Below are 22,734 nucleotides of genomic sequence, written 5' to 3' on the forward strand. Positions count from 1 at the left end.
TCAGCCTAACGAACCGATGGCCGCGGCGTCTGCAGTCATTTCGTCGCCGCTGTGCTTGGGCCAGGCCAGACGTGTTTTTCTGCGACGGCCGCGCAGTTGCACCTCCTCGCCCGTTTCCCAGTGCCGCTGTTCGGGATCGTCGGCGAAATACAGCGCGCTCGACGAGGTGAGCACCCGTTCGGGACGCTCCTTCGCCAGTTCCGTCAGCCGGGCCGCCTCGTTCACCGGATCGCCGATGACCGTGTACTCGAAACGATTCGCCGCGCCGATATTGCCGGCCACCGCCAAACCGGCCGAAACTCCGATACCGATATCCAACCCCGGCACCTCCCGCAGGGCTTCGCGCAGCTCACGGGCGGCGGCCAAGGCGGCGGTGGGCGCGTCGGGGCGGTCCAGGGGCGCGCCGAAGATGGCCAGCGCCGCATCACCGACGAATTTGTTGATGAGGCCGTGGTGGCGGTCGATGACATCCACCACGATGCGGAAGAACTCATTGAGCAGGCTGACGACCTCGGTGGGCGGACGTTCCGCGGCGGTCGCGGTGGAACCGACCATATCCACGAACAACACCGCCACGAAACGCGTTTCACCACCGAGTTCGGTGCCGTACTCCAAGGCGCGCCGGGCTACGTCCTCACCGACGTGCTGACCGAACAATTCCTGAAGTTCGCGACGTTTGGCGGCTTCGTCCATCATGCGGTTGAAGCCGACCTGCAACAGCCCGATTTCCGAACCGTCGAAAACCTCCACCTGCACATCCCGCGCCCCCTCCTGCACGCGGTCGATGGCCTGACTGAGCTGGCGAATCGGATCGGAAATACTCGACGCCGTCAACATGGACAGCGCCAGCGCCTGCATGATCACCACACCGCACAGCAGCAGAATCGACACCGCCAGCGATTGCGCGGAGAACTGCACCCGCGAGGAAATCTGCGTGACGCACAGCAGCACGATCGCGATGACCGGTGCGAAGGTGCCCATACCCCAGGTCATGGCCATCCGGGTGCCGACACCCGCGGTGAGCGTGTGATCGAAGGTGCCGGTGGACAGCGCCTCGGCCGCCACCGGACGCAGAATCCGTTCCCCCAGCATGTAGGTGAAACCGAAGACGATGGTGGCGGCCATACATTCGGTGACGATCACCGCGGCCGCCAGCTCCGGCGTGCGCACGATGATCAGCGAGGCCAGCACACCGCCGCCCAGCAGCCACAGCGCCAGATGCACGATCGACTGCCGCAGCGGCGCGTGCAGCGCCGCCATCTGCTCCTGCCGGCTCGGCGGCCCGCCGCGCATCTGCCAGCGCATGACCGGCCGCAGCATGAGCGCCGACGCCGCCAGACTCAGAATGCCCCCGATCACGAAGACCGTGCCGGGAATCAGCAGCCCCGTCTCCCGGGTCGCCGCCGTCCCGCCCTCCGGCACCGGCAGCCCGTACTGGATGAAAGCCCACACCAGGACAGCACCGAACGCATTGGCCGCCAGCATGGATGCGAGATACAGCGGCCAGCGGGTTCGCATGGTCTGTTTGACCGCTTCCAGGGGCGCTGACACGCTCACCAATCTAGCTCCCCCGCCTCCCCGCGACTTCTGCGCACGGCTGAGAGCCGGGTACGGCGCTCTGAGCGAAATGGACAGTAGGCTCGCAGCCGTGAGTGAGGGGCAGCAGCAGGTGGCGGACGCCGGGACCCGGGATGGGGTGCGGCGGCGGGATGCCGAGGCTGTGCACCCGCTCGTGCGGCAGGCGTCGGAGTGGTCGTGGCGACTACTGATCATCTTCGCGGCGGTGTTGGCGGTGGCGTGGGTGGCGCATCGGCTCTCGGCGATCACCATTCCGCTGGCCATCGCGCTGCTCGGGGCGGCGCTGCTGTCGCCGCTGGTGGACTGGATGCAGCGGTTCGGGGTGCCGCGTTCCATCGGGGTCTTCGTGGCCCTCGCCGGATCGCTCGGACTGCTGGCCGGGGTGATGACCTTCGTGATCGAACAGTTCGTCATCGGCGTGCCGCAGCTGTCGGACGAATTCAAGAACAGCGTCACCGAGATTCAGGACTGGCTCATCAACGGGCCCTTCCACCTGAGCACCGAACAGATCCGCAATGCCGGTGACACCCTCGTCAAGACCATCGAGAACAACCAGGACACGCTGACCAGCGGGGCGCTCACCACCGCCACGGCCATCGGGGAGTTCTTCACCGGGATCTTCCTGACCCTGTTCATCCTCATCTTCTTCCTCTACGGCGGCGAACAGATCTGGGAGTTCGTCACCCGGGTCATCCCGACCGCGCAGCGCGAACGGGTCCGCACCGCCGGACGGCTCGGTTTCGGCACCCTGACCGGATTCGTGCGGGCCACCGTGCTGGTGGCGGCCGTCGACGCCGTGGGCATCGGGGCGGGACTGGCCATTCTGAGCGTGCCGCTCGCGCTGCCACTGGCCTCCCTGGTGTTCATCGGCGCGTTCATCCCCATCATCGGATCCTTCATCGCCGGGTCGGTGGCGGTGTTCATCGCGCTCATGACCAAGGGCTTCGTCACCGCGCTCATCGTGCTGGGCATCACCATCGCGGTCATGCAGCTGGAAGGCCATGTGCTGCAACCGCTGCTGCTCGGTCGGGCCGTACGCATCCACCCGCTGGCGGTGGTGCTGGCCATCGCCGCCGGTGTGGTGCTGGCCGGTATCGCGGGCGGTCTGCTCGCGGTGCCGTTCGTGGCGGTGCTGAACACCGCCATCCGATCGCTGCTGGCGGATTCCCCCGATGAGCTCTACCAGGAGCTGCACACCGGGAATCCGCGCAAACCGATGTTCAGCGCCGAACCCGACACCGACCCCAGCCCGCTCGAGCTGTCCCCACCCGCACCGAAACCATCCGGGTCCAACTCCGCGCGGAGCGATACCGGTGACCCCGCGGACTGACCTCGACCCCGGCTATGCCGCCGCCGCGCCGCTGTGGCGGGCGGCGCAGGTGTTCCGCCTGGTCACCCTGATCTACGCGATCGGACAGCAGATCGCCTCGGTGCGCTACTACGAGCGACCCGGCCTGAGCTGGGCGCTCATCGGTGTGATGGTGGTGTGGTCGGTGCTGTCCTCGGTGCTGCTGTCGCAATGGCTGGTGCGGGGCACCTCCGGCACGCGCACCGCGGTGGTGGCGGGCGATCAGGTGGTGGTCATCGCGCTCATGGCCGCCACCCGGCTGGTCGCCGACTACGACTGGTACCACGGCCACCAGACCCTGCCCACCACGCTGTGGGCCGCCAACGCGGTCATGTCGGCCGCCATCCGCTGGGGTCCACTCGGCGGCATCGGCTCGGGCGCGCTGATCTCCCTGGTCAGCACCACCGTGCGCGCCCAATGGGATGTGGACGTGTGGAAGGACGCCACCACGCCCGTGCTGATCTCGGTGGGGCTGGCGATCGGCCTGGCCGCCAATACCGCGCGCCGGGCGCAGCAGCAATTGCAGGAGGCGGTCCGGCTCAACGCCGCCACCCAGGAGCGGGAGCGGCTGGCGCGCGAGGTGCACGACGGGGTGTTGCAGGTGCTCAGCTACATCAAGCGACGCGGCGGCGAGATCGGCGGACCCACCGCGGAACTGGCGCAGCGCGCGGGGGAGCAGGAGGTGGCGCTGCGGGTGCTCATCTCCGAGCAGGTGGTGCGCGCCGACACCGGTGGCGGACAGGAGGATCTGCGGCCGCTGCTCACCGCGCAGGCGACACCGGTGGTCTTCGTCTCCACGCCGGGCCATCCCGTCCCGCTCGGGCGGCGGATGGCGCGGGAGGTGGCGGCCGCCGTCGCGGCGGCCCTGTCCAATGTCGCCGCACACGCCGGGCCGGGCGCGAAAGCCTATGTGCTGCTGGAGGATACCGGCGGCGAGGTGATCGTGAGCGTGCGCGACGACGGTCCCGGCATCCCCGAGGGGCGCTTGGTCGCCGCCGAAGCCGAAGGGCGGCTGGGGGTTTCGCGCTCGATCGTCGGCCGGATCGCGGCACTCGGAGGTAGGGCGGAACTGTTCACCGACACCGAGACCGGAACGGAGTGGGAGTTCCGGGTACCGCGCGAGCGCGCGGCCCGACAATGAGAGCTGACACGGGAGGCGATATGGCGGAAGACACCGGAGAGCCCCGGATCTCGGTCATGGTGGTGGACGACCACCCCATGTGGCGCGACGGGGTCGCCCGCGATCTCACCGAGGCCGGATTCGAGGTGAGCGCCACCGCCGACGGGGTGGGCACGGCCGCCCGGCGTGCCGCCGCCGTCCGCCCCGACGTCGTCCTCATGGATATGAACCTGCCCGACGGCAACGGCGCCACCGCCACCGCCGACATCCTGCGCGTCTCGCCGCACAGCCGAGTGCTGGTGCTCTCGGCGTCGGCCGAACGCGACGACGTGCTCGACGCCATCAAGGCCGGGGCGCTCGGCTACCTGGTGAAAAGCGCCTCCGCCGCCGAACTCACCGACGCCGTGCGCGCCACCGCGGCGGGACAGGCCGTCTTCACCCCCGGACTGGCCGGACTGGTACTCGGTGAATACCGGCGGATCGCCAACACCCCGCCCGACCACGACGAACCGCACCGGCCCGCCCTCACCGACCGGGAGACCGAGGTGCTGCGCATGGTCGCCAAGGGGCTGTCCGCCAAGCAGATCGCCACCCGCCTGCACCTCAGCCACCGCACCGTGGAGAACCACGTGCAGTCCACCCTGCGCAAACTCCAGTTGGGCAACCGGGTCGAGTTGACCCGCTACGCCATCGAACAGGGGCTGGAGTAGCGCGCCGGTTTCCCGCGACGACGGGTCGGCGCGGTGCTGGGCACCGATACCCGCGCTGGCCGAGTCTCCGCGGTGGCCCGATCCGGTCCGGCGATATCGCGGTATGCGCGGTGGTGGCCGGGTACGTGATCGTGCTGGACACACGATCGTGGCGGGTGCTGGTCGTGCAAGATATTCAGGGATTGCCCTGATGTGTGAAGAGTAGTTCGTCGCTAGCCTCGATGGCATGGGTGGTCCTGAAGCGGTTTCCAGGGTGGGTGCCGAGCACGTGGTCGGTGACCGGGATCTGCGGGTGTCCGATGCCGAACGCGAACACGTGGGGCGGCTGCTGCAACGCGCGGTGGGGCTCGGCATGCTGTCGCTCGGCGAATTCACCGAACGCATGGATACGGCGCTGGCCGCCAAGACCCGCGGCGAGCTGAACGCGGTACTGGTGGATCTGCCGGGGATCCGGTTGGCGGGACAGCCCGCGCCGCGGCCGTTCCCGGGCGCGCCGCCCGCCGCGCCACACGGCCCGCCGCCCACCGTTCGGCCCGTCCCGAATCCGTCCGGGGGGAACATCATCCGCGCCCGCATGTCCGGCGTCACCCGCAAGGGTCGCTGGCAGGTGCATCCGACACTGCTGGTGGACAGTTTCCTCTCCGGTGTGACGCTCGACTTCACCCAGGCCGTCATGTCCACGCAGATCGTGGAGATCCGCGCCGATATCAGCGGCGGCTCACTGAATCTCGTGCTGCCCGCGGAGGCCACCGCCGACCTGAACGGCCTGGAACTGATCGGCTCCGGCGTCACCAACAAGGTGCACACCGGACCACCCATGGGCCCGCTGCACCTGGTCGTGCACGGCCGCATCCGCTTCGGCTCGGTCACCGCCAAGCATCCGCTCTCGGCGCACTGGAAGAAGCTCATGGGGATGTGATTCCGGCAACGCCGCACCGGACCCCGGGTGCGGCGCACGCGCGGTATCGTCGCGCTCATGGTGGTTCACGGCTCGGTCGACGCGATTCCGGTACCCGAACCGAGACTGCGGGCCGGACGTGGCGCCCCGGTGCTGTTGCTGCACGGATTCCTGCTCACCTGGCAGTCCTGGGGCGCGGTCATCGACGATCTGGCCGGTGACCACGACGTCCTCGCCCCCACCCTGCCCGGCCACTTCGGCGGACCGCCCGCGCGGCAACCCGCCACCATTCCCGGACTGGTCGATCACGTCGAGGCCATGCTCGACGAAGTCGGTTGGCGCACAGCACATCTGGTGGGTAATTCGCTGGGCGGCTGGATCGCCTGCGAACTCGCCGCGCGCGGTCGCGCCACCACCCTCACCGCCATCGCGCCCGCCGGGTTCTGGCCCGACCGCCCCACCGCCGAAACCCTCATCCGCAAATTCCGCTCCTTCGGCCCGCTGGTCGGCCTCAACACCGCCGACGGCCTGCCGGTCATGCCGAATATGCTGCGCAGCTTGCTGATTCCGCTGCTGGCCCATCAGCCCGCCGTCGTCCCCAACCGCCTCGCCAACGCCATGGCCGCCACCCCCGCACACTGCACCATCATCAAGGACCTGGCCGAAGACCCCGCCATCCCAGCCGGTTTCACCAAACTCCCCGACCTGGACCTCCCGATCACCATCCTGCGCCCCGAACACGACCGCATCATCCCGCCCCACTTCTACGCCCCCGACGCCTTCACCGGCCACCCCACCCTGACCGACCGCCCCCTCCCCGGCGTCGGCCACGTCCCCATGCTCGAGGCCCCCACCCTCATCGCCACCGAGATCCGCAAATCCATCGCCCGCGCCTGAACATCCGCGCTGTCGCGTGGTGATCGGCACCGTGGCGCCATGTGCGAGGCGTGGGGAGGCTGGGCCCCGGACCGCACCCGATCCGCCACGCCATCACCGAGGAGTTGGACGCGCTCGCGAATCGCTACGCCGGGTAGCCACGCCGATCGGTCCGTGGCACGCGATCGCGGCCGGGGCCGCCGAGCGACCGAATCAGCTCACGAGGAATTCAGCGCTCATCGAATTCGGGGTGCGCGCGGTGCAGGCCCCCAGCCTGCACCCAGTCCGCGAACTGTTCGCGTTTGCGGCGGCCCACCACGTCGGCGAGTGCGGCGTTGACGGTGGCGGTCAACTCCGAGGTGCCGAGGATGGCGGCGGCCTCGGCCAGCAAGGTGTCGTCGATGTGCGGCGCGGAGCGGGACATCGGTGCCTTCCTAGTCGCGGTTCTGGCGGCGGAGGAGTTCGTTGACGCTGACGGTGCGGCCCTCGCCGCCGCGATGGCGGCCCTCATCGTCGTCGTCCTTGGCGGCCGGACGGCGGCGGGCGGAGCGGAGGTCGGACATCCACTGTTCGATGCTGCCGCGCGGGCCGCTGCCCTGCGGACGCTCCTCGGCGGCCTGCTGGGTCGGCTGCTGATCGGGTGCGGCGGCATCCGGGATCGCCTCGGTCGGGGCGTCCGCCGGGGAACCGACCCGGCGCTGCGGCGCACCCGAATGACCGGGCGCGGGAGCGCCCGGAGCCGGGTGACGATGGGCGGGCGGCTGCTCGCCCGCCCGGTGCTCCGGCTCGGACGGCTGGCCGTGGCCCGGTCGGCCCTGGTTGGACCGCTCGCCGGAGCCCGGACGACCCTGACCGGCGGACTGGGCCGGAGCCGGGTTCTGGTGCGTCGGAGCGGGCGGTTGACCCGGTGCCGGGTGTGTCTGCGCGGGTGGTTGACTCGGTGCCGGGTGTGTCTGCGCGGGTGGTTGACTCGGTGCCGGGTGTGCCTGCGTCGGCGGTTGACCCGGTGCCGGATATGTCTGCGTGGACGGCTGGTCCGGTGTCGGATGTGGCTGCGCAGTTTGCTGGCCGGGCACCCGATGTGCCTGGTCGAGCGGCTGGCGGTCGCTGCCTGCGGCCCGGCCGGACGGGTCGAACCCGGCCGCGCGGCCGGATGCCCGGTCACCCTGGGCCTGCGGTGGACGGCCGGGCTCCACCGTCCGGCTCGACTCGTGGCCGGGCTGATCGCCCTGGTGGGCGGGCGGCTGCGGCTGCGGCGGCTGTGCCGAGGGGTACGGCGTCCGAGGCTGTTCCGGCTGCTGCGGGGCGGCCGGGGGATGCGGCTGGTACAGCTGCGCGCGGGTGGCGGGATGCGGGGGCAGCTTCTCCACACCGGGCGGCGGCAGTACCCGTTCCGCACCCGCCACCAGGGGCGTCGCGGGCGATGCCGGAGCATCGCTCTCCGCCGCCGGTGCGGTCGACTGCCGAGCGCTCGGCTGGGAGATCTGCGGCACGGTTCCGTGCGAGTGGGGTCGGGCCTCGTCCGAATCCGCCGCGACGTCCGCACCGACGCCGCGCGCGGTGTAGTCGCTCGCGTACGGCGCACTGCCGCCCGAACTCTGAGGGGCATCGTCGCGGTTCCGATCGGCCTCGCCCGGCTGGGCGGCCTCGCCCGACGGGCGCTGGAACGCCTCGCCGGAACGCTGGCGCTCGCCCGCGCCGGAGCCGAGATCGCTCAGGTTGGTCAGATTCGACGCGGCGCGCGGCTGTACGCCGACACCCGGGGCGGGCCGGCCCGGGTCGCCGGCGGCGGTGCTGTCGGACTCTGTCGGACGGGCAGACCGAGAGCCGGTCGCCTCCGCGCCGGGCCGGGCATCGACCTTCGGGATGGCGCCGGTGGCACGGGCCACGGCCTCGGCCGCATTGGTCTGGGCGATACCGCCGGAGGCCGTCACCACGGGCAGCACGGTGGTGGAGTCGTCCAGCCGCTCGGTCGGGGCCTCGCTGTCCACCATCCGGGGGCGGATCTTGCGGAACGAGCGCGGCTTGGTGGCGGGGGTGCCGTCGGCCAGCGCGGGCATCTGCAGGGTGACCGGGTCGGTGACCGGGGTGGTCTTCACCAGGTCCACCATGTCGCCGCCGCCGGGCCGCTCATCGTCGAGAATGGGTTCGCCGAGGCCGACCTTCTCCTGGATCTTCTTCATCCAGGCCGGAGCCCACCAGCAGTCGTCGCCGAGCAGTTTCATGGTGGCGGGCACCAGCAGCATGCGCAGCACGGTGGCGTCGATGAACAGCGCCGCCACCATGCCGTAGGCGATGTACTGCATCATCACGAGTTCGGAGAATGCGAACGCGCCCGTCACGACCAACAGGATGAGCGCCGCCGCGGTGATGATGCGCCCGGTCTGGGCGGTGCCGACGCGCACGGATTCGGTGGTGCTGGCCCCCTGCGTGCGCGCCTCCACCATGCGGGAGAGCAGGAACACCTCGTAGTCCACGGATAGGCCGTAGATGATCGCGATGATCAGCACCAGCACCGGCGACATGATCGGCTGCGGTGTGAAGTTCAGCAGGCCCGCGCCGTGGCCGTCGATGAAGATCCAGGTGAGGATGCCGAGCGTGGACCCGAGGCCGAGCGCGCTCATGAGCGCCGCCTTGAGCGGCAGCACCAGCGACCCGAAGGTCAGGAACATCAGGATGGTGGTGACCAGCAGCACCAGCGCGATCATCAGCGGCATGAGGTCCAGCAGCGACTTGATGCTGTCCATCATCATGACCGGTTGCCCGGTGACCATGACCTCCGCACCTTCGGGCACCGCCATCGAGCGCAGATAGTCGACGGTGTCCTCGGGATGCGCGCTGTCGGTGACGGTGGCCTCGGAGACCCATACGTTCGACCCGTTCGGCGGTTTCGCCGGAATGCCGAACTGGGAGTTCTTCACCAGTCCGGGAGCCTGATTCGCCTCCGCCAGGATCTGACCGATATTGCGCGAGTTGTCGGTGACGATGATCAGCTGCACCGGATCGGATTTGCGCAGCGGGAAGATCTCGTCGAAGTGCTCCTGCGCCAGTCGGGTCGGATTGTCCGGCGGCAGATAGGTTTCGCTGATACCGCCGAACTGCAGGTTCTTCACCGGGATGATGAGCAGCAGCAGCACGATGGTGAGCGGGATGGCGACCTTGAGCGGGTGCTTCATCACCCACGCGGTCATCCGGCCCCAGAAGCTGTTCTCGACCTCGTCGGCGGTCTTGGTCTTGCGAATCCACTTGAGGCCCAGCATGTCCACGCGTGGGCCGAGGATGCTCAGCATGGCGGGCAGCACGGTGAGCGCCGACACCATGGCCAGCAGCACCGCGGCGATGGTGCCGTAGGCGACCGACTTGAGGAAGCCCTGCGGGAACAGCAGCATGCCCGCGCTGGCGGCGATGATCATGGTCGCCGAGGAGGTGACGGTGCGCCCCGCCGTCATGACCGAGCGGCGCACCGCGGCCTTGGTGTCGTAGCCCTCCGCGAGTTCCTCGCGGAACCGGCTCACGATGAACAGGCCGTAGTCGATGGCCAGACCCAGGCCGATCATCGACACCACGGCGGAGACGAACGAGTTCACCTCGGTGAACTTGGTCAGCCCCATGATGATGCCGTTGGAGGCCAGAATGGTGAGCCCGCCGATGATCAGCGGCAGCGAGGCGGCGACGATACCGCCGAAGATGAAGAACAGCAGCACCGCGACGGCGGGCAGCGCCAGCAGCTCCATGCGCTTCACGTCGCTGGCGATGGTGTCGTTCAGCGTGAACCCGATGGGTTGCAGACCCGCGACCTCGACCTGGACGCCAGGAATCTGGAAGGCGTCCTGCACCTGGGCGTAGTTCCGCAGCATCTCGGTGTCGTTGTTGCCCTCGAGGGACAGCGCGGCGAAGGCGTGCTTCTTGTCCTTGCTGCCCGCGACCGACGGAATCCACTCGCCGGTCTCGGTCTGCCAGTAGGCCCCGTTGACCTTGGTGATCAGCGGGTATTCCTTGGGCAGGCTGTTGAGCTTGTCGACGACCGTCCGGCTGAACTCCGGATCGTCGATGGTCTTGCCCTCGGGCGCGGTGAACAGCAGCAGGATGTCGGCGCTGTGGTCGCGGCCGTAGACCTGGTCCTTGAGTTCGGCGGCCTTGGTGGATTCCGAGGTGGGGTCGAACCACCCGCTGGAGCTGAGATGGTTTTCCAGCCCGAACCCGAAACCTCCGAGTGCGAGCATGGCGGCGGTGACCACGCCGACCACGGCGAAGCGCAGCCGGTAGACCAGGTCGCCCCAGCGGGTGAACACTAAGCGACTCCTTGAGCGGGGCGGGAGGTGAGCAGTGCGGACAGCGGCCGGAAGGGCTGCAGCCATGCTCCCTCGTCGGGCAGCGAATCGAGGCTCACCCTGGGCAGCGGTTCGCGGAACACGCCCGGGATGTCCTCCAGATCGATGAACTCGAGGATATCGGACGTGACGGCCCAACTCGCGTGCTCACGGAATCCGAGCACCTGAACGGGAACGCCCGTCGCGGCGATCTCCTCGAGCGGTGCGCGGAACGCCTGTCCGTCCGCGGAGGCGACCATGATGCCCGCCAAGCCCGCGCCGCGACGGCGTAGCTCGATATGGGCGAGCATATCGCTGTCGACGTCGGAATCCTCGTCGATCTTGGGTTTTGCGAAGACTGCGTAGCCGACATTGCGCAGCGCCTCCACCCACGGCCGCACCACGTCGGCGGTGCCGGGCGCGATATTGGTGAAGACGGTCGCCTCGGGTTCGACCCGGCGCGGGCTACCTACCGACAGTTCGGCTGTGCGGGCCAGCAGCCAGCGCCCGAGGGCGTCGAAGCGGGGGCGGTAGGCGGCGGTGGGGCGGCCGCCGAGGATCGCGCCGAGTCCCATATCGAGATTCGGTGCGTCCCAGACCAGCAGGACGCGGCGCACGTCCGGGGTGCTGACGCCTAGTGCTGGGGTGCCGGGCACTTCCGCGGAGGGGGTGCCGTGCATTATTTCGGCAACATCCGATACCTCCGGGGTCATTTCGCTGACACTCATGATTCGATCTTCCCCCAGATGAACTCGTTGATCGCGCTACCCGCGCGGAGTCCTTTGCTTTCGAACTTGGTAATCGGACGTTCGAAACCGATTGGTGCGGTTTCGCGCCAGTCGTCCGAATTGCCCCCGGTCGTCTCATTCAGGCCGATGAGCTGGGGTTCTCCCGCTCCGACCTCGGCAATCCACTCCGCGTAGTCGGCGTGGTCGGTGGCGACATGCAACACGCCGCCGGGTTTCAGCCGCGACGCGATGAGCTTCAGCGTGGCGGGCTGGATCAGCCGCCGCTTGTGATGGCGAGCCTTGGGCCACGGGTCCGGGAAGAAGATCCGGACACCGGTCAGCGACTCCTCGGCAATCATGTGTTCCAGCACATCCACGGCATCGCCGCGCAGCAGCCGGACATTGTCGATGCCCTCGCGCTCGATGGTCTTCACCAGCATGGCCAGACCCGGTTTGTAGACCTCGATGCCGATCAGGTTGAACTGCGGCTCGTCGCGAGCCATGGCCGCGGTGGCGGTACCGGTACCGCAGCCGATCTCGATGATGAGCGGCGCGCTGCGGCCGAACCAGGCGTCGGCGTCGAGCGGGTCGTCGGACACGTCCTTCCCGATGCGCGGCCACATCCGCTCCCAGGACTCCTGCTGGGACGGCGTCAGCGCGCCCCGGCGGGACCGGAAGCTGGTGACCCGAGGGTAGAGACGGTTGCCGGTGGCCGACCGCGGCCCGGGAACTGACTCGGCAGTGTGGTTCGCGGCGTCGTTCACGGCGTCCATTGTCCAGTATTCGATGATTAGCGCAGCAATCGACCACGCGTTGGGTGCCCGATCCGTTTTCCGGCGGGCATTTTCGTGATCGCGCCCACCTGCGTTTCCGCGACCGGGTACCGGGAAACGAGCGGTAATGCGACCGCGTCGCCGAATGGGCGGGCCGTGACGCGTCACACAGGGGCGTGGCGCCGGTGATCGGGCGCACCGTCCGCGCCGACCGGCGGGCGGCCGACGCCCCGGCCAGCAGGGTTGTCCCGATGGCGCAATTCCCGCTTCATGGCGTCGTTTTCGTGACTAGGATTCCGCTGTATTCGCGATGGGCGCGCGGGTACCGGTGCGGGCACACCGGATTTCAGGGCATTTCTGCCGAAAACACACGTGAGTTATTGCGTTGAGCTACAGCGAGATACGCGATGGATGAAGGTCGAAGCGAACTGGAGCTGCTGCTGACGGCGGTCCGCGCGAGCGATACGCCGGTCCCCCCACGACTCGAAGCCGCCGTCCGGCGTTGGCGGCGGCCGTTGCGCATTCAGGTCACCGGGCGCAGCCGTGCCGGAAAGACCACGGTGCAGCGGGCTTTGGCCCTGCTCGCCGCCGAGGAGACCGCGTCGGTGGATGTGCCGGGGCAACCCGAACCGGTCCTGGACGGCGATCTCGTCCTCTATATCTTGGCGGGCGCGCCGCACCCCGCGGATCGAGCGGTGCTCGCCACCGTGCCGCCGGAGCGAATGCTGCTGGTGCTGAACAAGGCCGACGCCATCGGCAGCCGCTGGAGCGATGCGGTCACCGCCGCCGAGCGCTGCGCCGAGGAGTTCGGCATGGCCGTACATCCGGTGGTGGCGACCCTGGCGGCGCATACCCGATCCGGCATTGTCACCGATGCCGAACGGGCCACCCTGTGCCGCCACCGCGACCATCCGGACCCGACGTTCGCCCTCGTTCCGGAACGGTTCACCGACCCCGCGTTCGGCTCCGACACCGCCGACCGGAAGGCGCTGCTCGCCCGCTGGCCGCTGCCCGGCCTGGTCTGTGCCCTCTCCGCGCTGCGGTACCGGCCCGAGCTGTCGTCGGGGCGAATCCTGCAGATCCTGCACGCCGCCAGTGGAATCGACCCGCTGCACGCCGACCTGCGCCGCCGCTGCGAAGCACACGCGGCCCGGCGCGGTGGCGAACTCCTCGACGAGCTCACCCGGCTGGCGGCCTGCCGCATTCCGGTGCGCGACCGCATCGAGACCTACCTGCGGGGCGACGAAGCGCTGGCGCTGGGCCTGCGGGCGGGCCTGTCCAGTCCCGCGCTCGCCCGGCTGCCCGCCACCGACCCCGCCCCCACCGACCCGGACCAGGCCCTGGCGCACGCCGCCCACTGGCGCGCGGTCGTCGCCGCCGACATCACACCGGATGCCCGTCGCGCCGCGCTGCGCATTCACGACGGCTACATCCGCCTGTGGGAACGGTTGACCGATGCCCGACTCTGAACGCCCCGGCACCGCCCACGACACCCGCCGGGAGACCGCCACCCCCATGGTCGGTCCGCCCGCTCCGGACGACGAGCCGTTGAGCCGGGGTCCCGAGCGTCGGGAACAGCCAATGGACGGAACCGCCGAGGAGTCCCGGGGGCCCACGCACGGGTGGGAGTCGCCCGGCGGTTCCGCCGCGATCGGTGGCGATACCACGGCCGCGACCGCTGGGTCGGCCACCTCATCCGGTCCGTTCGGAGTTTCAGCCACTCCGTCCGGAGCGTCAGCCACTCCGTCCGGAATCTCATCAGATCCGTATAGAGCTACGTCTGGTCCTTTCGGAGTCTCAGTCACTCCAAGCGGATCTGATGACACTCCGTTCGGAATCTCCGAGATGCCGCGCGGCCTCATCTCGCTGTCCGCGTCGGCCGTGCGGGTCGATGCGGCGCACTCAGCTCGGATCTCCTCCCTGGTGTTGCCACCGACGGCGGAAGCCGTTGTGGCGCGCTGGAATCCACAGGGCATGGCGTTGCTGGAGGCGGCGCGCGTCGGCGGTGAGGTGGCGGGTTCGATCACGCTGATCGGTGTCGACGACGCGAACACGGCCTTGCTGCGGGCCGAATTGGCGCGTTTCGTCCCCCGCCTCGAGGTGTCGGAGCCGGTCGAGGAGCCGGCGCGGCCGGTGGGGGTGGCGCTGGTGCTGTGCGATGCCGCCGCGCCGATCGGGGCGCACACCCTGGACGTGGTGCGGCGGCTGCGTGCGGGCGGGGCGCGGATCGTCTTCGCGCTGGGCGGTATTCACGCGCACGACGACTGGCGCGTGATCCGGGACCGGAACCGGGAGCTGCTGGCCGCGGCATTCGACAACCGCTCCGGGTTCGATATCGTCCCGGTGTCACCGCAATTGGCGGCGGCGGCGCGCACCACGGCGGACGCGGCCCTGGCCGATCGCGCCGGTATCGCCCTGTTGCACGCCCGCCTGGCCGCCGCGGCGGGTGCGGTGACGGCCGCCGATCAGGCCGAGGGCGTGCTGCGGCGGGTGCTCGCGGACACCCGTCGGCGCATCGACGAGCAGATCGAGGCCCTGCGATCGGCCGCCGACGTGGCCGCGCTGCGGGAGGAGCGGGTGGAACTGCTGGCGGTCGGCGACGGCGGGCGTTCGATCGCCATGGCGGCTCTGCACAATCGGATGCAGCTGGCGAAGGTCGATCTCGTGCACGAGGTGGGCGCGCGGATTCGCGCCCTCAATATCGCGGCCAGAGCCGACGTCGAGCGCCTGGGCCGCGCCGAACAGCGCGACTACCCGCGGCATCTGCAGCGGACGGTGGACGAGCTGACCGCGGAGATCGACGCCGAGATCCGCCACCGGCTCACCGATCTGACCCGGCTGGTCGAGCTGACGGTCCGGGCGTTCGCGTCGACCGTGGACGACGAGGCCGAACCCGAGCCGACCATGCGGGTGGCGCAGCGTGTCGCCGCGCCGCCCCGGGTCGGTCCGGATCCGGAGCCGCGCCACGTCGGTGCGGAGGACCGGTTGATGATCGTGATCGGCGCATCCGCCGGTTTCGGGCTGGGACGCCTGATCGTCTCCCCGTTCGCGCTCATGCCCGCGCTGGATTACGCCACCGTCCCGCTGACCCTGCTGCTGGGTGCGGGGGTGGCCGCCTGGCTGGCGCGGGCGCGCGGTCAGCTGGCCGACCGGGCGCATTTGCGCCAGTGGATCGCGGATGCGCTGGTGAATGTGAAGGCGCACCTGGAGCAGCGGGTGGCCGCGGTCCTGGTGGAGGCCGAGGATCAAATCACAGACCAGCTGGTTCGGTTGGCGACCGAGAATGTGGTGGAAACAGACCGTCGGGTAGGTGAAATCGAGGACCTGCTCCGCGCCGCCGCAGCGCGCCGACCAGGGCAATTAGCGGCCTGTGAACGTGACCTTCGCACACTGGAATTCACATAACCGCTGGTCGGCGGTCTCGACCCGATACCGACTGGACAACCCGATTCCTGCGCCCGGGATATATGGCGTTAACCTCTATAGCAGGAACCCGGGCGTCCGCTTCGTCCCTGTATGCCGTCCAGCCGGGACGTGCTATCGCGCAGACGGCGGGCGGGGGCCCGACCGCAATCGGTGGCAACAGGTGTCGCGAGCTGGACTCACGCCGGCTCGAGCCATCCGAGGCCACCCATCTCAGGAGAGTTTTCATGACCTCAGCGACCATTCCTGGTCTTCACGATGGCACCGCGCCCACCGAGCACAAGGAACTGCTTGCCTGGGTTCAGGAGGTCGCAGAACTGACCCAGCCCGACCGCGTGGTCTGGGCGGACGGGTCCGACGCGGAGTGGGACCGCCTCACCGAGCAGCTCGTCGCCGCGGGCACCTTCAAGAAGCTGAACGAGGCCAAGAAGCCCAACTCGTTCCTCGCGCTCTCCGATCCCTCCGACGTCGCGCGCGTCGAATCCCGCACCTACATCTGTTCGCGCACCGAGGCCGACGCGGGCCCGACCAACAACTGGGTCGATCCGACCGAGATGCGCGCCACCATGACCGAGCTGTACCGCGACTGCATGAAGGGCCGCACCATGTACGTGGTGCCCTTCTGCATGGGCCCGCTCGGCGCCGACGACCCCAAGCTGGGCGTCGAGATCACCGACTCCGAATACGTGGTCGTCTCCATGCGCGTCATGACCCGCATGGGCGCCGCCGCCCTGGAGAAGCTGGGCACCGACAAGCCGTTCGTGAAGGCCCTGCACTCCGTCGGCGCGCCGCTGGCCGAGGGCCAGGCCGACGTGCCGTGGCCGTGCAACGACACCAAGTACATCACCCACTTCCCCGAGGACCGCGAGATCTGGTCCTACGGTTCGGGTTACGGCGGCAACGCGCTGCTGGGCAAGAAGTGCTACTCGCTGCGCATCGCCTCCGCCATGGCGCACGACGAGGGCTGGCTGGCCGAGCACATGCTCATCCTCAAGCTCATCTCGCCGGAGAACAAGGCGTACTACATCGCCGCCGCCTTCCCGTCGGCCTGCGGTAAGACCAACCTCGCCATGATCCAGCCGACCATTCCGGGCTGGCGCGCCGAAACCCTCGGCGACGACATCGCGTGGATGCGCTTCGGCAAGGACGGCCGCCTCTACGCCGTCAATCCGGAATTCGGCTTCTTCGGCGTCGCGCCGGGCACCAACCACTCGTCCAACCCGAACGCCATGGCCACCATGGAGGCGGGCAACACCGTCTACACCAATGTCGCCCTCACCGACGACAACGACGTGTGGTGGGAGGGCCTGGAGGGCACCCCCGACCATCTGATCGACTGGAAGGGCAACGACTGGTACGAGCGCGAGTCGGAAACCCTCGCCGCGCACCCGAACTCGCGCTACTGCACGCCGATGTCGCAGTGCCCGATCCTGGCGCCGGAGTGGGACGACCCGCAGGGCGTGCCGATCTCGGCCATCCTGTTCGGCGCGCGCCGCAAGACCACCGTGCCGCTGGTGACCGAATCGCTCAGCTGGCAGCACGGCGTGTTCATGGGCGCGACCATGGCCTCCGAGCAGACCGCCGCCGCCGAGGGCAAGGTCGGCACCGTGCGCCGCGACCCGATGGCCATGCTGCCCTTCATGGGCTACCACGTGGGCGACTACCTGGGCCACTGGGGCAATATCGGCAAGAACGCCGACGCCGAGAAGCTGCCGAAGATCTTCTACGTCAACTGGTTCCGCCGCGGCGAGGACGGCCGCTTCCTGTGGCCCGGCTTCGGTGAGAACTCCCGCGTGCTGGAGTGGATCATCGGCCGCATCGAGGGCCGCAAGGAGGCCCGCCCGACCCCGATCGGCAATGTCCCCACCGCCGCCGACCTCTACCTCGACGGCCTCGACGTGAACGAGGCGGATGTGGACGAGGCCCTGGCCGTCAACCCCGAGGAGTGGCGTCGCGAGATCCCGCTCATCGAGGAGTGGTTCGAATTCATCGGCGAGAAGCTGCCCTCGGGCGTCCGCGACGAGTTCGAGGGCCTCAAGCAGCGTCTCGGCTAGTCCGCCTCTCCGCGTCCTCAGCGCGCGGCTGGAGTTACCCCGGCCGATGCGAGATCAGTAGTTCTGTGGGCAATCGGGTTCTGATATCGAGTGGCCGCCCGCGCCGAGTTCGGTGCGGGCGGAACCGATTCGGTGCCCGACTATGAACCCTGGTATCCCATGGGCATGAGCAGGGATTTCTGTTCGCAGTAGGCGTCCAGGCCCTCGGGGCCGTTCTCGCGGCCGATGCCCGAGTTCTTGTAGCCGCCGAAGGGAGCGCAGGGGTCGAAGGCGTACCAGTTGATGGCATAGGTGCCGGTACGCACCTTGGCGGCGACCGCCGCGCCGTGCTCGATATCGGTGGTCCACACCGAACCGGCTAGTCCGTAATCGCTGTCGTTGGCGATGGCGACGGCCTCGTCCTCGGTGTCGTAGGGCAGCACCGACAGCACCGGGCCGAAGATCTCCTCGCGCGCGATGGCCATGGAGTTTGCGACATCTGCGAAGACGGTCGGCTCGACGAACCAGCCCGGCAGATCGTCGGGGCGTCCACCACCGAGGACGAGGCGCGCGCCCTCGTCCTTGCCCCGGGCGATATAGCCCTCGACGCGTTCGCGTTGCCGCTGCGAGATGAGCGGGCCGAGGGTCGCGTCGGGATCGCTCGGAATACCGGTCTTCATGGCGCGCACCGCGTCCGCGAGCCCCTCCACGATCTCGTCGTACCGGCTGCGCGGCGCGAGAATGCGGGTCTGCGCCACGCACGCCTGACCGGAATTCATCAGGCCCGAGAAGGCGAGGGTGGGCATGCTCGCGGCGATATCCAGGTCCGGCAACAGGATTGCCGCAGATTTGCCACCCAGCTCCAAGGAGCAGCGTTTGAGTTGGCCGCCCGCAATGGACGCGATCTTGCGACCCACCGCGGTACTGCCTGTGAAGGTCACCTTGTCCACATCGGGATGGGAGACAAGGTATTCGGAGACCTCCGCGTCGGCGGGTAGCACCGACAGCACCCCCTCCGGCAATCCCGCCTCGACGAACAGATCGGCCAGCAGGTTGGTGGTCAGCGGGGTGAGCGGCGCGGGTTTGAGCACGACCGTGCAGCCCGCGAGCAGGGCGGGGGCGAGCTTGTTGACGGCCAGGAAGAGCGGCACGTTCCAGGCCGTGACGGCCGCGACCACACCGACCGGTTCGCGCGAGACCCGGCTGGTGCCGAACGCGCCGACGCGAGTCTCGTGCCAGGGGAAGGACTTACCGAGTCCGGCATAGAAGTCCAGGGCGGCCTTGGCCGGGAGGTAGTTGAGTGTATTGGCGGCCATGGCGGGTGCGCCCAGCTCCGCGCTGAGCGCGGCCACCAGGTCTCCGACCCGCTGATCGAGCAGGTGGGAGACGCGGGCGAGAACGTCGGCGCGTTGCTCCGGCGGGGTGGCGGGCCACGGGCCGCTGTCGAAGGCGCGGCGGGCCGCGGCCACCGCCGCGTCGACGTCGGCGCGGCTCACCACCGGCACGGTGCCGACGGTTTCCAGGGTGGCGGGCGAGACGACCGGGACGCGTTCGGCGCTGGCCGGGGCCGTCCAGTGACCGCCGATGAACAAGCTCTGGTAATTCATGGGAACACGTTACAGTTTTGCGCCGAGGGTTGTCCGGATGATGGTCCGGACTGCTGTCCGGAAGGTGGGCGCGCCGTTCGTGTGGCGTTCGCCGTCGATGCGCTCATGCGTGCCCTATGCTCGGTGTGGTTTTCGTCTCACGGACCATCGGTCCGGTTGCTAAACATTAGCTATTCTTTTCAACTGAGGTTGTTCGCTGCTCGTCTTCGGCATGCGGTTCGGCTGGGGGGAGCTGAGCCGACTCGTGAAAGGCGGGCGATGGCATGACCGATCTGGATTTCGGCGCTTTCGTGCTCCCGGAGATCACCGACCTCCCGGCGGTGGCCGCCGGCACGCCCCTGCATCGGGAGGCGGGAAAATTGCAGCGGGTGCTGCCACCGGGTTGGCGGGTCGAAGTCGTGGCGGGTCCGCAGCGTGCGGATCGGGTGGGTCAGCCGGTATTGCGATTGGTCATGTCGGATCGGTGATCATCGAGATCGATGCGAGCGCAGGGTAATTGAGCACATGTGTGGCAAATACCGGGCATTCGTAATCTCGAATTCCAACCTGTCGGTTCGCTTTTCGTGAAACGCACTATTGCATTCTGCAGCTGCTGCGAGCATGCTTATAGCTACCGCGGATTGCTCGTTCGATTCATGAACCGTTACGGCACAGGGAGTCCGAGTCATGTCGGTGCAAGTGATCGGGAGATCGCTGATGACCAGCGATCTCACGCCGCATCAGGCGAAAAGCGTTGGCGCCGGCGGCTGGGTGGTGTCATTCCTCCCCGGCCGGACACTGACAACCGAGCAAGCGACCGCCGCATTGCGAGCCGCCGAAGCCGTCGCCACGGTCAACGAACTCGCCGGACAAGTCGGGCTCACCGCCATGGAAACCGTGGGTCTCGCAAACCAGGAGTCACCGTGGAGCGAACCCGAATGCACGGGCGGATTGCGCCGACTCTGGCGTCGCGGCTGCCTCGAGCGCTGAATTCCGTTTACCGGCGACCACCACCACATTGCTGACCAGTAATTCGCGCAGTCCGGGAATGCGCACCAGCCACCACGCCCAGCGCGGGTGGTAGCGCGGGAAGACCGCCAGAATCTCGATATCCGGCGGGGTCGAGCGGGCCCACCGCAGGCCATCCGCGGCACGTACCGCGAACAGTGACCGCCCGAATCGGTTCTTCGGCTCGCGGCCGTGCTTGCGCCGGTAACGCCGGGCCGCGTACTCCCCGCCCAGGTAGTGCCACGGACCGGTCTCGTGCCCACCGAAGGGGCCCAGCCAGACGGTGTAGGACAGCACCATCAGGCCGCCCGGTTTGGTCACCCGCAGCATCTCGTCGGCCATCACCCACGGCTGCGGCACATGTTCGGCCACATTCGACGACACACAGATGTCCACCGCGTCGTCCCGGAATGGCAGCGCCATCCCCGAACCGCGCACCGCACCCGGCACCGACAGCCCGGCCGCATGCATTTCCGAAGGATCCGGTTCGACCGGGATGTACCGCGCCCCGGCCTTGGCGAACTCGTCCGCGAAGTAGCCGGGACCGCCGCCGACGTCCAGCACGACGGTCCCGCGCAGGGAACGCCCGGTCAGATCCCGGAAGAAGTCGCCGACCAGATCGGCCGTATCGGCGGCCACGCCCCCGTAGAACACGGCCGGATCCGTCTGCTCGAATTTGAAACTGCCCAGCAGACGCAGGGACCGCCGCAAGGTAGCGCGACGGGCGAAACGCGGACGTCGCCATCCGGATTGCGCGGCTCGAAGCATGGCGGCCAGTCTCGCACAGCGACCATCGGGCGAAGACGCCCACCCGGGCGCGGGCGGCGGCGTTTTCCCGGCCCTGGGCTGGTCAGCTGACCACTGAGGGCCCGGAAACCGGGGTGGGCGGTTATGGTGGAGCCCGTTGTCTGCCCGCATCCGTGAGAACGACCTGGAGAAGCCCGTGCGTGAAGTGTTGCTGCTGTGTTGGCGGGACACCGGGCATCCGCAGGGCGGGGGCAGCGAGCGGTACCTGGAACAGGTCGGGGCGCACCTGGCCGCGCGGGGTGTGAAGGTCACGCTGCGCACCGCCGGATACCCCGGGGCCGCCCGGCGGGAACGGATCGACGGCATCGAGATCAGCCGGGCCGGGGGGCGGTACACCGTCTACCCGCGGGCGCTGGCGGCCATCGCCCTGGGACGGCTCGGGATCGGACCGCTCAAGCACGCGCGCCCGGACGCGGTGATCGACACCCAGAACGGCATCCCCTTCTTCGCGCGGGCCGCGAGCGCCGCGCCGACCGTGGTGCTGGTGCATCACGGACACCGTGAGCAGTGGCCGGTGGCCGGCCGGCTGGTCGGACGGATCGGCTGGTGGATCGAATCCCGGCTGTCGCCGCGCGTGCACCGCCGCAACCAGTACCTGACCGTCTCCCTGCCCTCGGCGGAGGAACTGTCGCTGCTCGGCGTCGAACCGGCCCGGGTGGCGGTCGTGCGCAACGGTGCCGAACCCGTGCCCGAGGGCGTCACGCCCGGCTCGGACACCACCCGCACCGCGCATCCGAGCATCGTGGTGCTCTCCCGCCTGGTACCGCACAAGCAGATCGAGGACGCCCTCGCCGCCGTCGCGGCGCTGCGCCCCCGCATTCCCGGCCTGCACCTCGACGTCATCGGCGACGGTTGGTGGGCCGACAACCTGCGGGCGCACGCCGACGAACTCGGCATCGCCGACGCGGTGACCTTCCACGGCCATGTGGACGAGGAGCGCAAACACGAACTGCTCGCCCGCGCCTGGGTGCACGTGCTCCCCTCCCGCAAGGAAGGCTGGGGCCTGGCGGTTATCGAAGCCGCCCAACACGGCGTCCCCACCATCGGCTACCGCAGCTCGCGCGGACTCACCGACTCCATCGTCGACGGCGTCACCGGCCTGCTCGTCGACGACCCCGCCCAGCTCACCGCCGCCGTGGGCGAACTGCTCACCGCACCCGAAACCCGCACCGTCCTCGGCGAGAAGGCCCGCGCCCGCGCCCGCGAATTCTCCTGGGAGCAAACGGGAAACGGGGTATACGAGGTGCTCGCGGCCGTCGCTCGCGGAGAACGCGTCTCAGGGCTGGTGACGGCGGCGAACGTCGAGGTGTAACCGGCAATGGACGGCCGCGCCGTGCGCCGCGCGGGATCCGGTGTGGCCGGGTGGCTGTCGTACTACGACATGCGTTCTCGCCGCGGCGGCCGGTGTGAGCCGCTACTCGGGTGCGCGTCGTGGAGCCGACGGCGACGACCCCATCCGGATTCCTCCCGTCCCGCGACTCGTGCGGGGGTGGGCTCGCGAATGTGCCTGGGGATGGAAGACCCGGGGTTGAGGCG

The 22,734-nt window shown here is 69.1% G+C and carries 17 protein-coding genes; 10 read left to right on the top strand and 7 right to left on the bottom strand.

Annotation, left to right across the window (positions count from 1 at the left end; genetic code table 11):
* Positions 1–1,518 (bottom strand): adenylate/guanylate cyclase domain-containing protein, encoded by a 1,518-nt coding sequence (locus FOH10_RS32710; RefSeq protein WP_143984460.1) that lies wholly within the window; start codon positions 1,516–1,518, stop codon positions 1–3.
* A 130-nt stretch (positions 1,519–1,648) separates the two neighbouring features.
* On the opposite strand from FOH10_RS32710, the gene FOH10_RS32715 reads away from it, so the two are divergent.
* The 5 genes from FOH10_RS32715 to FOH10_RS32735 all read left to right on the top strand — a co-directional run bounded on the left by FOH10_RS32715 (position 1,649) and on the right by FOH10_RS32735 (position 6,551).
* A complete protein-coding gene (locus tag FOH10_RS32715; RefSeq protein ID WP_308212900.1) occupies positions 1,649–2,908 on the top strand; it encodes an AI-2E family transporter in 1,260 nt (419 codons plus the stop codon).
* A complete protein-coding gene (gene macS / locus FOH10_RS32720) occupies positions 2,886–4,067 on the top strand; it encodes a MacS family sensor histidine kinase (protein WP_143984461.1) in 1,182 nt (393 codons plus the stop codon). Before FOH10_RS32715 ends, macS begins: the two co-directional genes overlap by 23 nt.
* 20 nt (positions 4,068–4,087) lie before the next feature.
* Complete coding sequence (locus FOH10_RS32725) at positions 4,088–4,756, top strand: response regulator (RefSeq protein ID WP_143983530.1); 669 nt, start codon at positions 4,088–4,090, stop codon at positions 4,754–4,756.
* Between the two features lie 226 nt (positions 4,757–4,982).
* Positions 4,983–5,675 (top strand): DUF1707 SHOCT-like domain-containing protein, encoded by a 693-nt coding sequence (locus FOH10_RS32730; protein WP_143983531.1) that lies wholly within the window; start codon positions 4,983–4,985, stop codon positions 5,673–5,675.
* A gap of 57 nt (positions 5,676–5,732) precedes the next feature.
* The gene (locus FOH10_RS32735; RefSeq protein WP_143983532.1) at positions 5,733–6,551 is read left to right on the top strand and encodes an alpha/beta fold hydrolase; all 819 of its coding nucleotides are present in this window, start codon (positions 5,733–5,735) and stop codon (positions 6,549–6,551) included.
* Positions 6,552–6,759: 208 nt separating this feature from the next.
* On the opposite strand, the gene FOH10_RS32740 is transcribed toward FOH10_RS32735, so the two are convergent.
* Genes FOH10_RS32740 through trmB form a run of 4 tightly spaced genes read right to left on the bottom strand, consistent with a single transcriptional unit; the run spans position 6,760 to position 12,341 of the window.
* Complete coding sequence (locus FOH10_RS32740; RefSeq protein WP_143983533.1) at positions 6,760–6,954, bottom strand: type II toxin-antitoxin system VapB family antitoxin; 195 nt, start codon at positions 6,952–6,954, stop codon at positions 6,760–6,762.
* Between the two features lie 10 nt (positions 6,955–6,964).
* The gene (locus FOH10_RS32745; protein ID WP_143983534.1) at positions 6,965–10,822 is read right to left on the bottom strand and encodes an MMPL family transporter; all 3,858 of its coding nucleotides are present in this window, start codon (positions 10,820–10,822) and stop codon (positions 6,965–6,967) included.
* Positions 10,822–11,568, bottom strand: coding sequence for an NYN domain-containing protein (locus tag FOH10_RS32750; protein WP_029930272.1), 747 nt, complete (start codon positions 11,566–11,568; stop codon positions 10,822–10,824). The genes FOH10_RS32745 and FOH10_RS32750 overlap by 1 nt, the downstream gene beginning before the upstream one ends.
* Positions 11,565–12,341, bottom strand: a complete 777-nt coding sequence (trmB, locus tag FOH10_RS32755; protein WP_143984462.1) for a tRNA (guanosine(46)-N7)-methyltransferase TrmB — start codon at positions 12,339–12,341, stop codon at positions 11,565–11,567. The genes FOH10_RS32750 and trmB overlap by 4 nt, the downstream gene beginning before the upstream one ends.
* Before the next feature lie 407 nt (positions 12,342–12,748).
* Here trmB and FOH10_RS32760 point away from each other — a divergent pair, with 407 nt between their 5' ends.
* The 3 genes from FOH10_RS32760 (at position 12,749) to FOH10_RS32770 (ending at position 17,818) form a co-directional block, all read left to right on the top strand.
* Entirely contained in the window at positions 12,749–13,810 is a 1,062-nt protein-coding gene (locus tag FOH10_RS32760; protein WP_244961472.1) for a hypothetical protein, read from the top strand.
* Between the two features lie 376 nt (positions 13,811–14,186).
* On the top strand, positions 14,187–15,746 hold the full coding sequence (locus FOH10_RS32765; RefSeq protein WP_244961473.1) for a hypothetical protein: 1,560 nt from the start codon (positions 14,187–14,189) through the stop codon (positions 15,744–15,746).
* Positions 15,747–15,991: 245 nt separating this feature from the next.
* A complete protein-coding gene (locus FOH10_RS32770) occupies positions 15,992–17,818 on the top strand; it encodes a phosphoenolpyruvate carboxykinase (GTP) (RefSeq protein ID WP_143983535.1) in 1,827 nt (608 codons plus the stop codon).
* A gap of 140 nt (positions 17,819–17,958) precedes the next feature.
* Here the strand turns inward: FOH10_RS32770 and FOH10_RS32775 are convergent, their stop codons facing one another.
* Entirely contained in the window at positions 17,959–19,404 is a 1,446-nt protein-coding gene (locus FOH10_RS32775; protein ID WP_143983536.1) for an aldehyde dehydrogenase, read from the bottom strand.
* A gap of 263 nt (positions 19,405–19,667) precedes the next feature.
* Here FOH10_RS32775 and FOH10_RS32780 point away from each other — a divergent pair, with 263 nt between their 5' ends.
* On the top strand, positions 19,668–19,871 hold the full coding sequence (locus tag FOH10_RS32780) for a hypothetical protein (RefSeq protein WP_039818057.1): 204 nt from the start codon (positions 19,668–19,670) through the stop codon (positions 19,869–19,871).
* 430 nt (positions 19,872–20,301) lie between these two features.
* Here FOH10_RS32780 and FOH10_RS32790 read toward each other — a convergent pair whose 3' ends face one another.
* Entirely contained in the window at positions 20,302–21,159 is an 858-nt protein-coding gene (locus FOH10_RS32790; RefSeq protein ID WP_143983537.1) for a class I SAM-dependent methyltransferase, read from the bottom strand.
* Between the two features lie 175 nt (positions 21,160–21,334).
* On the opposite strand from FOH10_RS32790, the gene FOH10_RS32795 reads away from it, so the two are divergent.
* Positions 21,335–22,510: a glycosyltransferase family 4 protein gene (locus FOH10_RS32795; protein WP_143984465.1), complete on the top strand. Its 1,176-nt coding sequence runs from the start codon at positions 21,335–21,337 to the stop codon at positions 22,508–22,510.
* Positions 22,511–22,734: the final 224 nt, after the last annotated feature.

This window comes from Nocardia otitidiscaviarum, from assembly GCF_007362295.1.
Taxonomy (GTDB): domain Bacteria; phylum Actinomycetota; class Actinomycetes; order Mycobacteriales; family Mycobacteriaceae; genus Nocardia; species Nocardia otitidiscaviarum.

Coding starts and splice junctions, on each gene's coding strand:
- FOH10_RS32710 (WP_143984460.1), bottom strand. CDS start 1,518: ATGCGAACCCGCTGGCCGCTGTATCTCGCATCCATGCTGGCGGCCAAT.
- FOH10_RS32725 (WP_143983530.1), top strand. CDS start 4,088: ATGGCGGAAGACACCGGAGAGCCCCGGATCTCGGTCATGGTGGTGGAC.
- FOH10_RS32730 (WP_143983531.1), top strand. CDS start 4,983: ATGGGTGGTCCTGAAGCGGTTTCCAGGGTGGGTGCCGAGCACGTGGTC.
- FOH10_RS32735 (WP_143983532.1), top strand. CDS start 5,733: ATGGTGGTTCACGGCTCGGTCGACGCGATTCCGGTACCCGAACCGAGA.
- FOH10_RS32740 (WP_143983533.1), bottom strand. CDS start 6,954: ATGTCCCGCTCCGCGCCGCACATCGACGACACCTTGCTGGCCGAGGCC.
- FOH10_RS32750 (WP_029930272.1), bottom strand. CDS start 11,568: ATGAGTGTCAGCGAAATGACCCCGGAGGTATCGGATGTTGCCGAAATA.
- trmB (WP_143984462.1), bottom strand. CDS start 12,341: ATGGACGCCGTGAACGACGCCGCGAACCACACTGCCGAGTCAGTTCCC.
- FOH10_RS32760 (WP_244961472.1), top strand. CDS start 12,749: ATGGATGAAGGTCGAAGCGAACTGGAGCTGCTGCTGACGGCGGTCCGC.
- FOH10_RS32765 (WP_244961473.1), top strand. CDS start 14,187: ATGCCGCGCGGCCTCATCTCGCTGTCCGCGTCGGCCGTGCGGGTCGAT.
- FOH10_RS32770 (WP_143983535.1), top strand. CDS start 15,992: ATGACCTCAGCGACCATTCCTGGTCTTCACGATGGCACCGCGCCCACC.
- FOH10_RS32775 (WP_143983536.1), bottom strand. CDS start 19,404: ATGAATTACCAGAGCTTGTTCATCGGCGGTCACTGGACGGCCCCGGCC.
- FOH10_RS32780 (WP_039818057.1), top strand. CDS start 19,668: ATGACCGATCTGGATTTCGGCGCTTTCGTGCTCCCGGAGATCACCGAC.
- FOH10_RS32790 (WP_143983537.1), bottom strand. CDS start 21,159: ATGCTTCGAGCCGCGCAATCCGGATGGCGACGTCCGCGTTTCGCCCGT.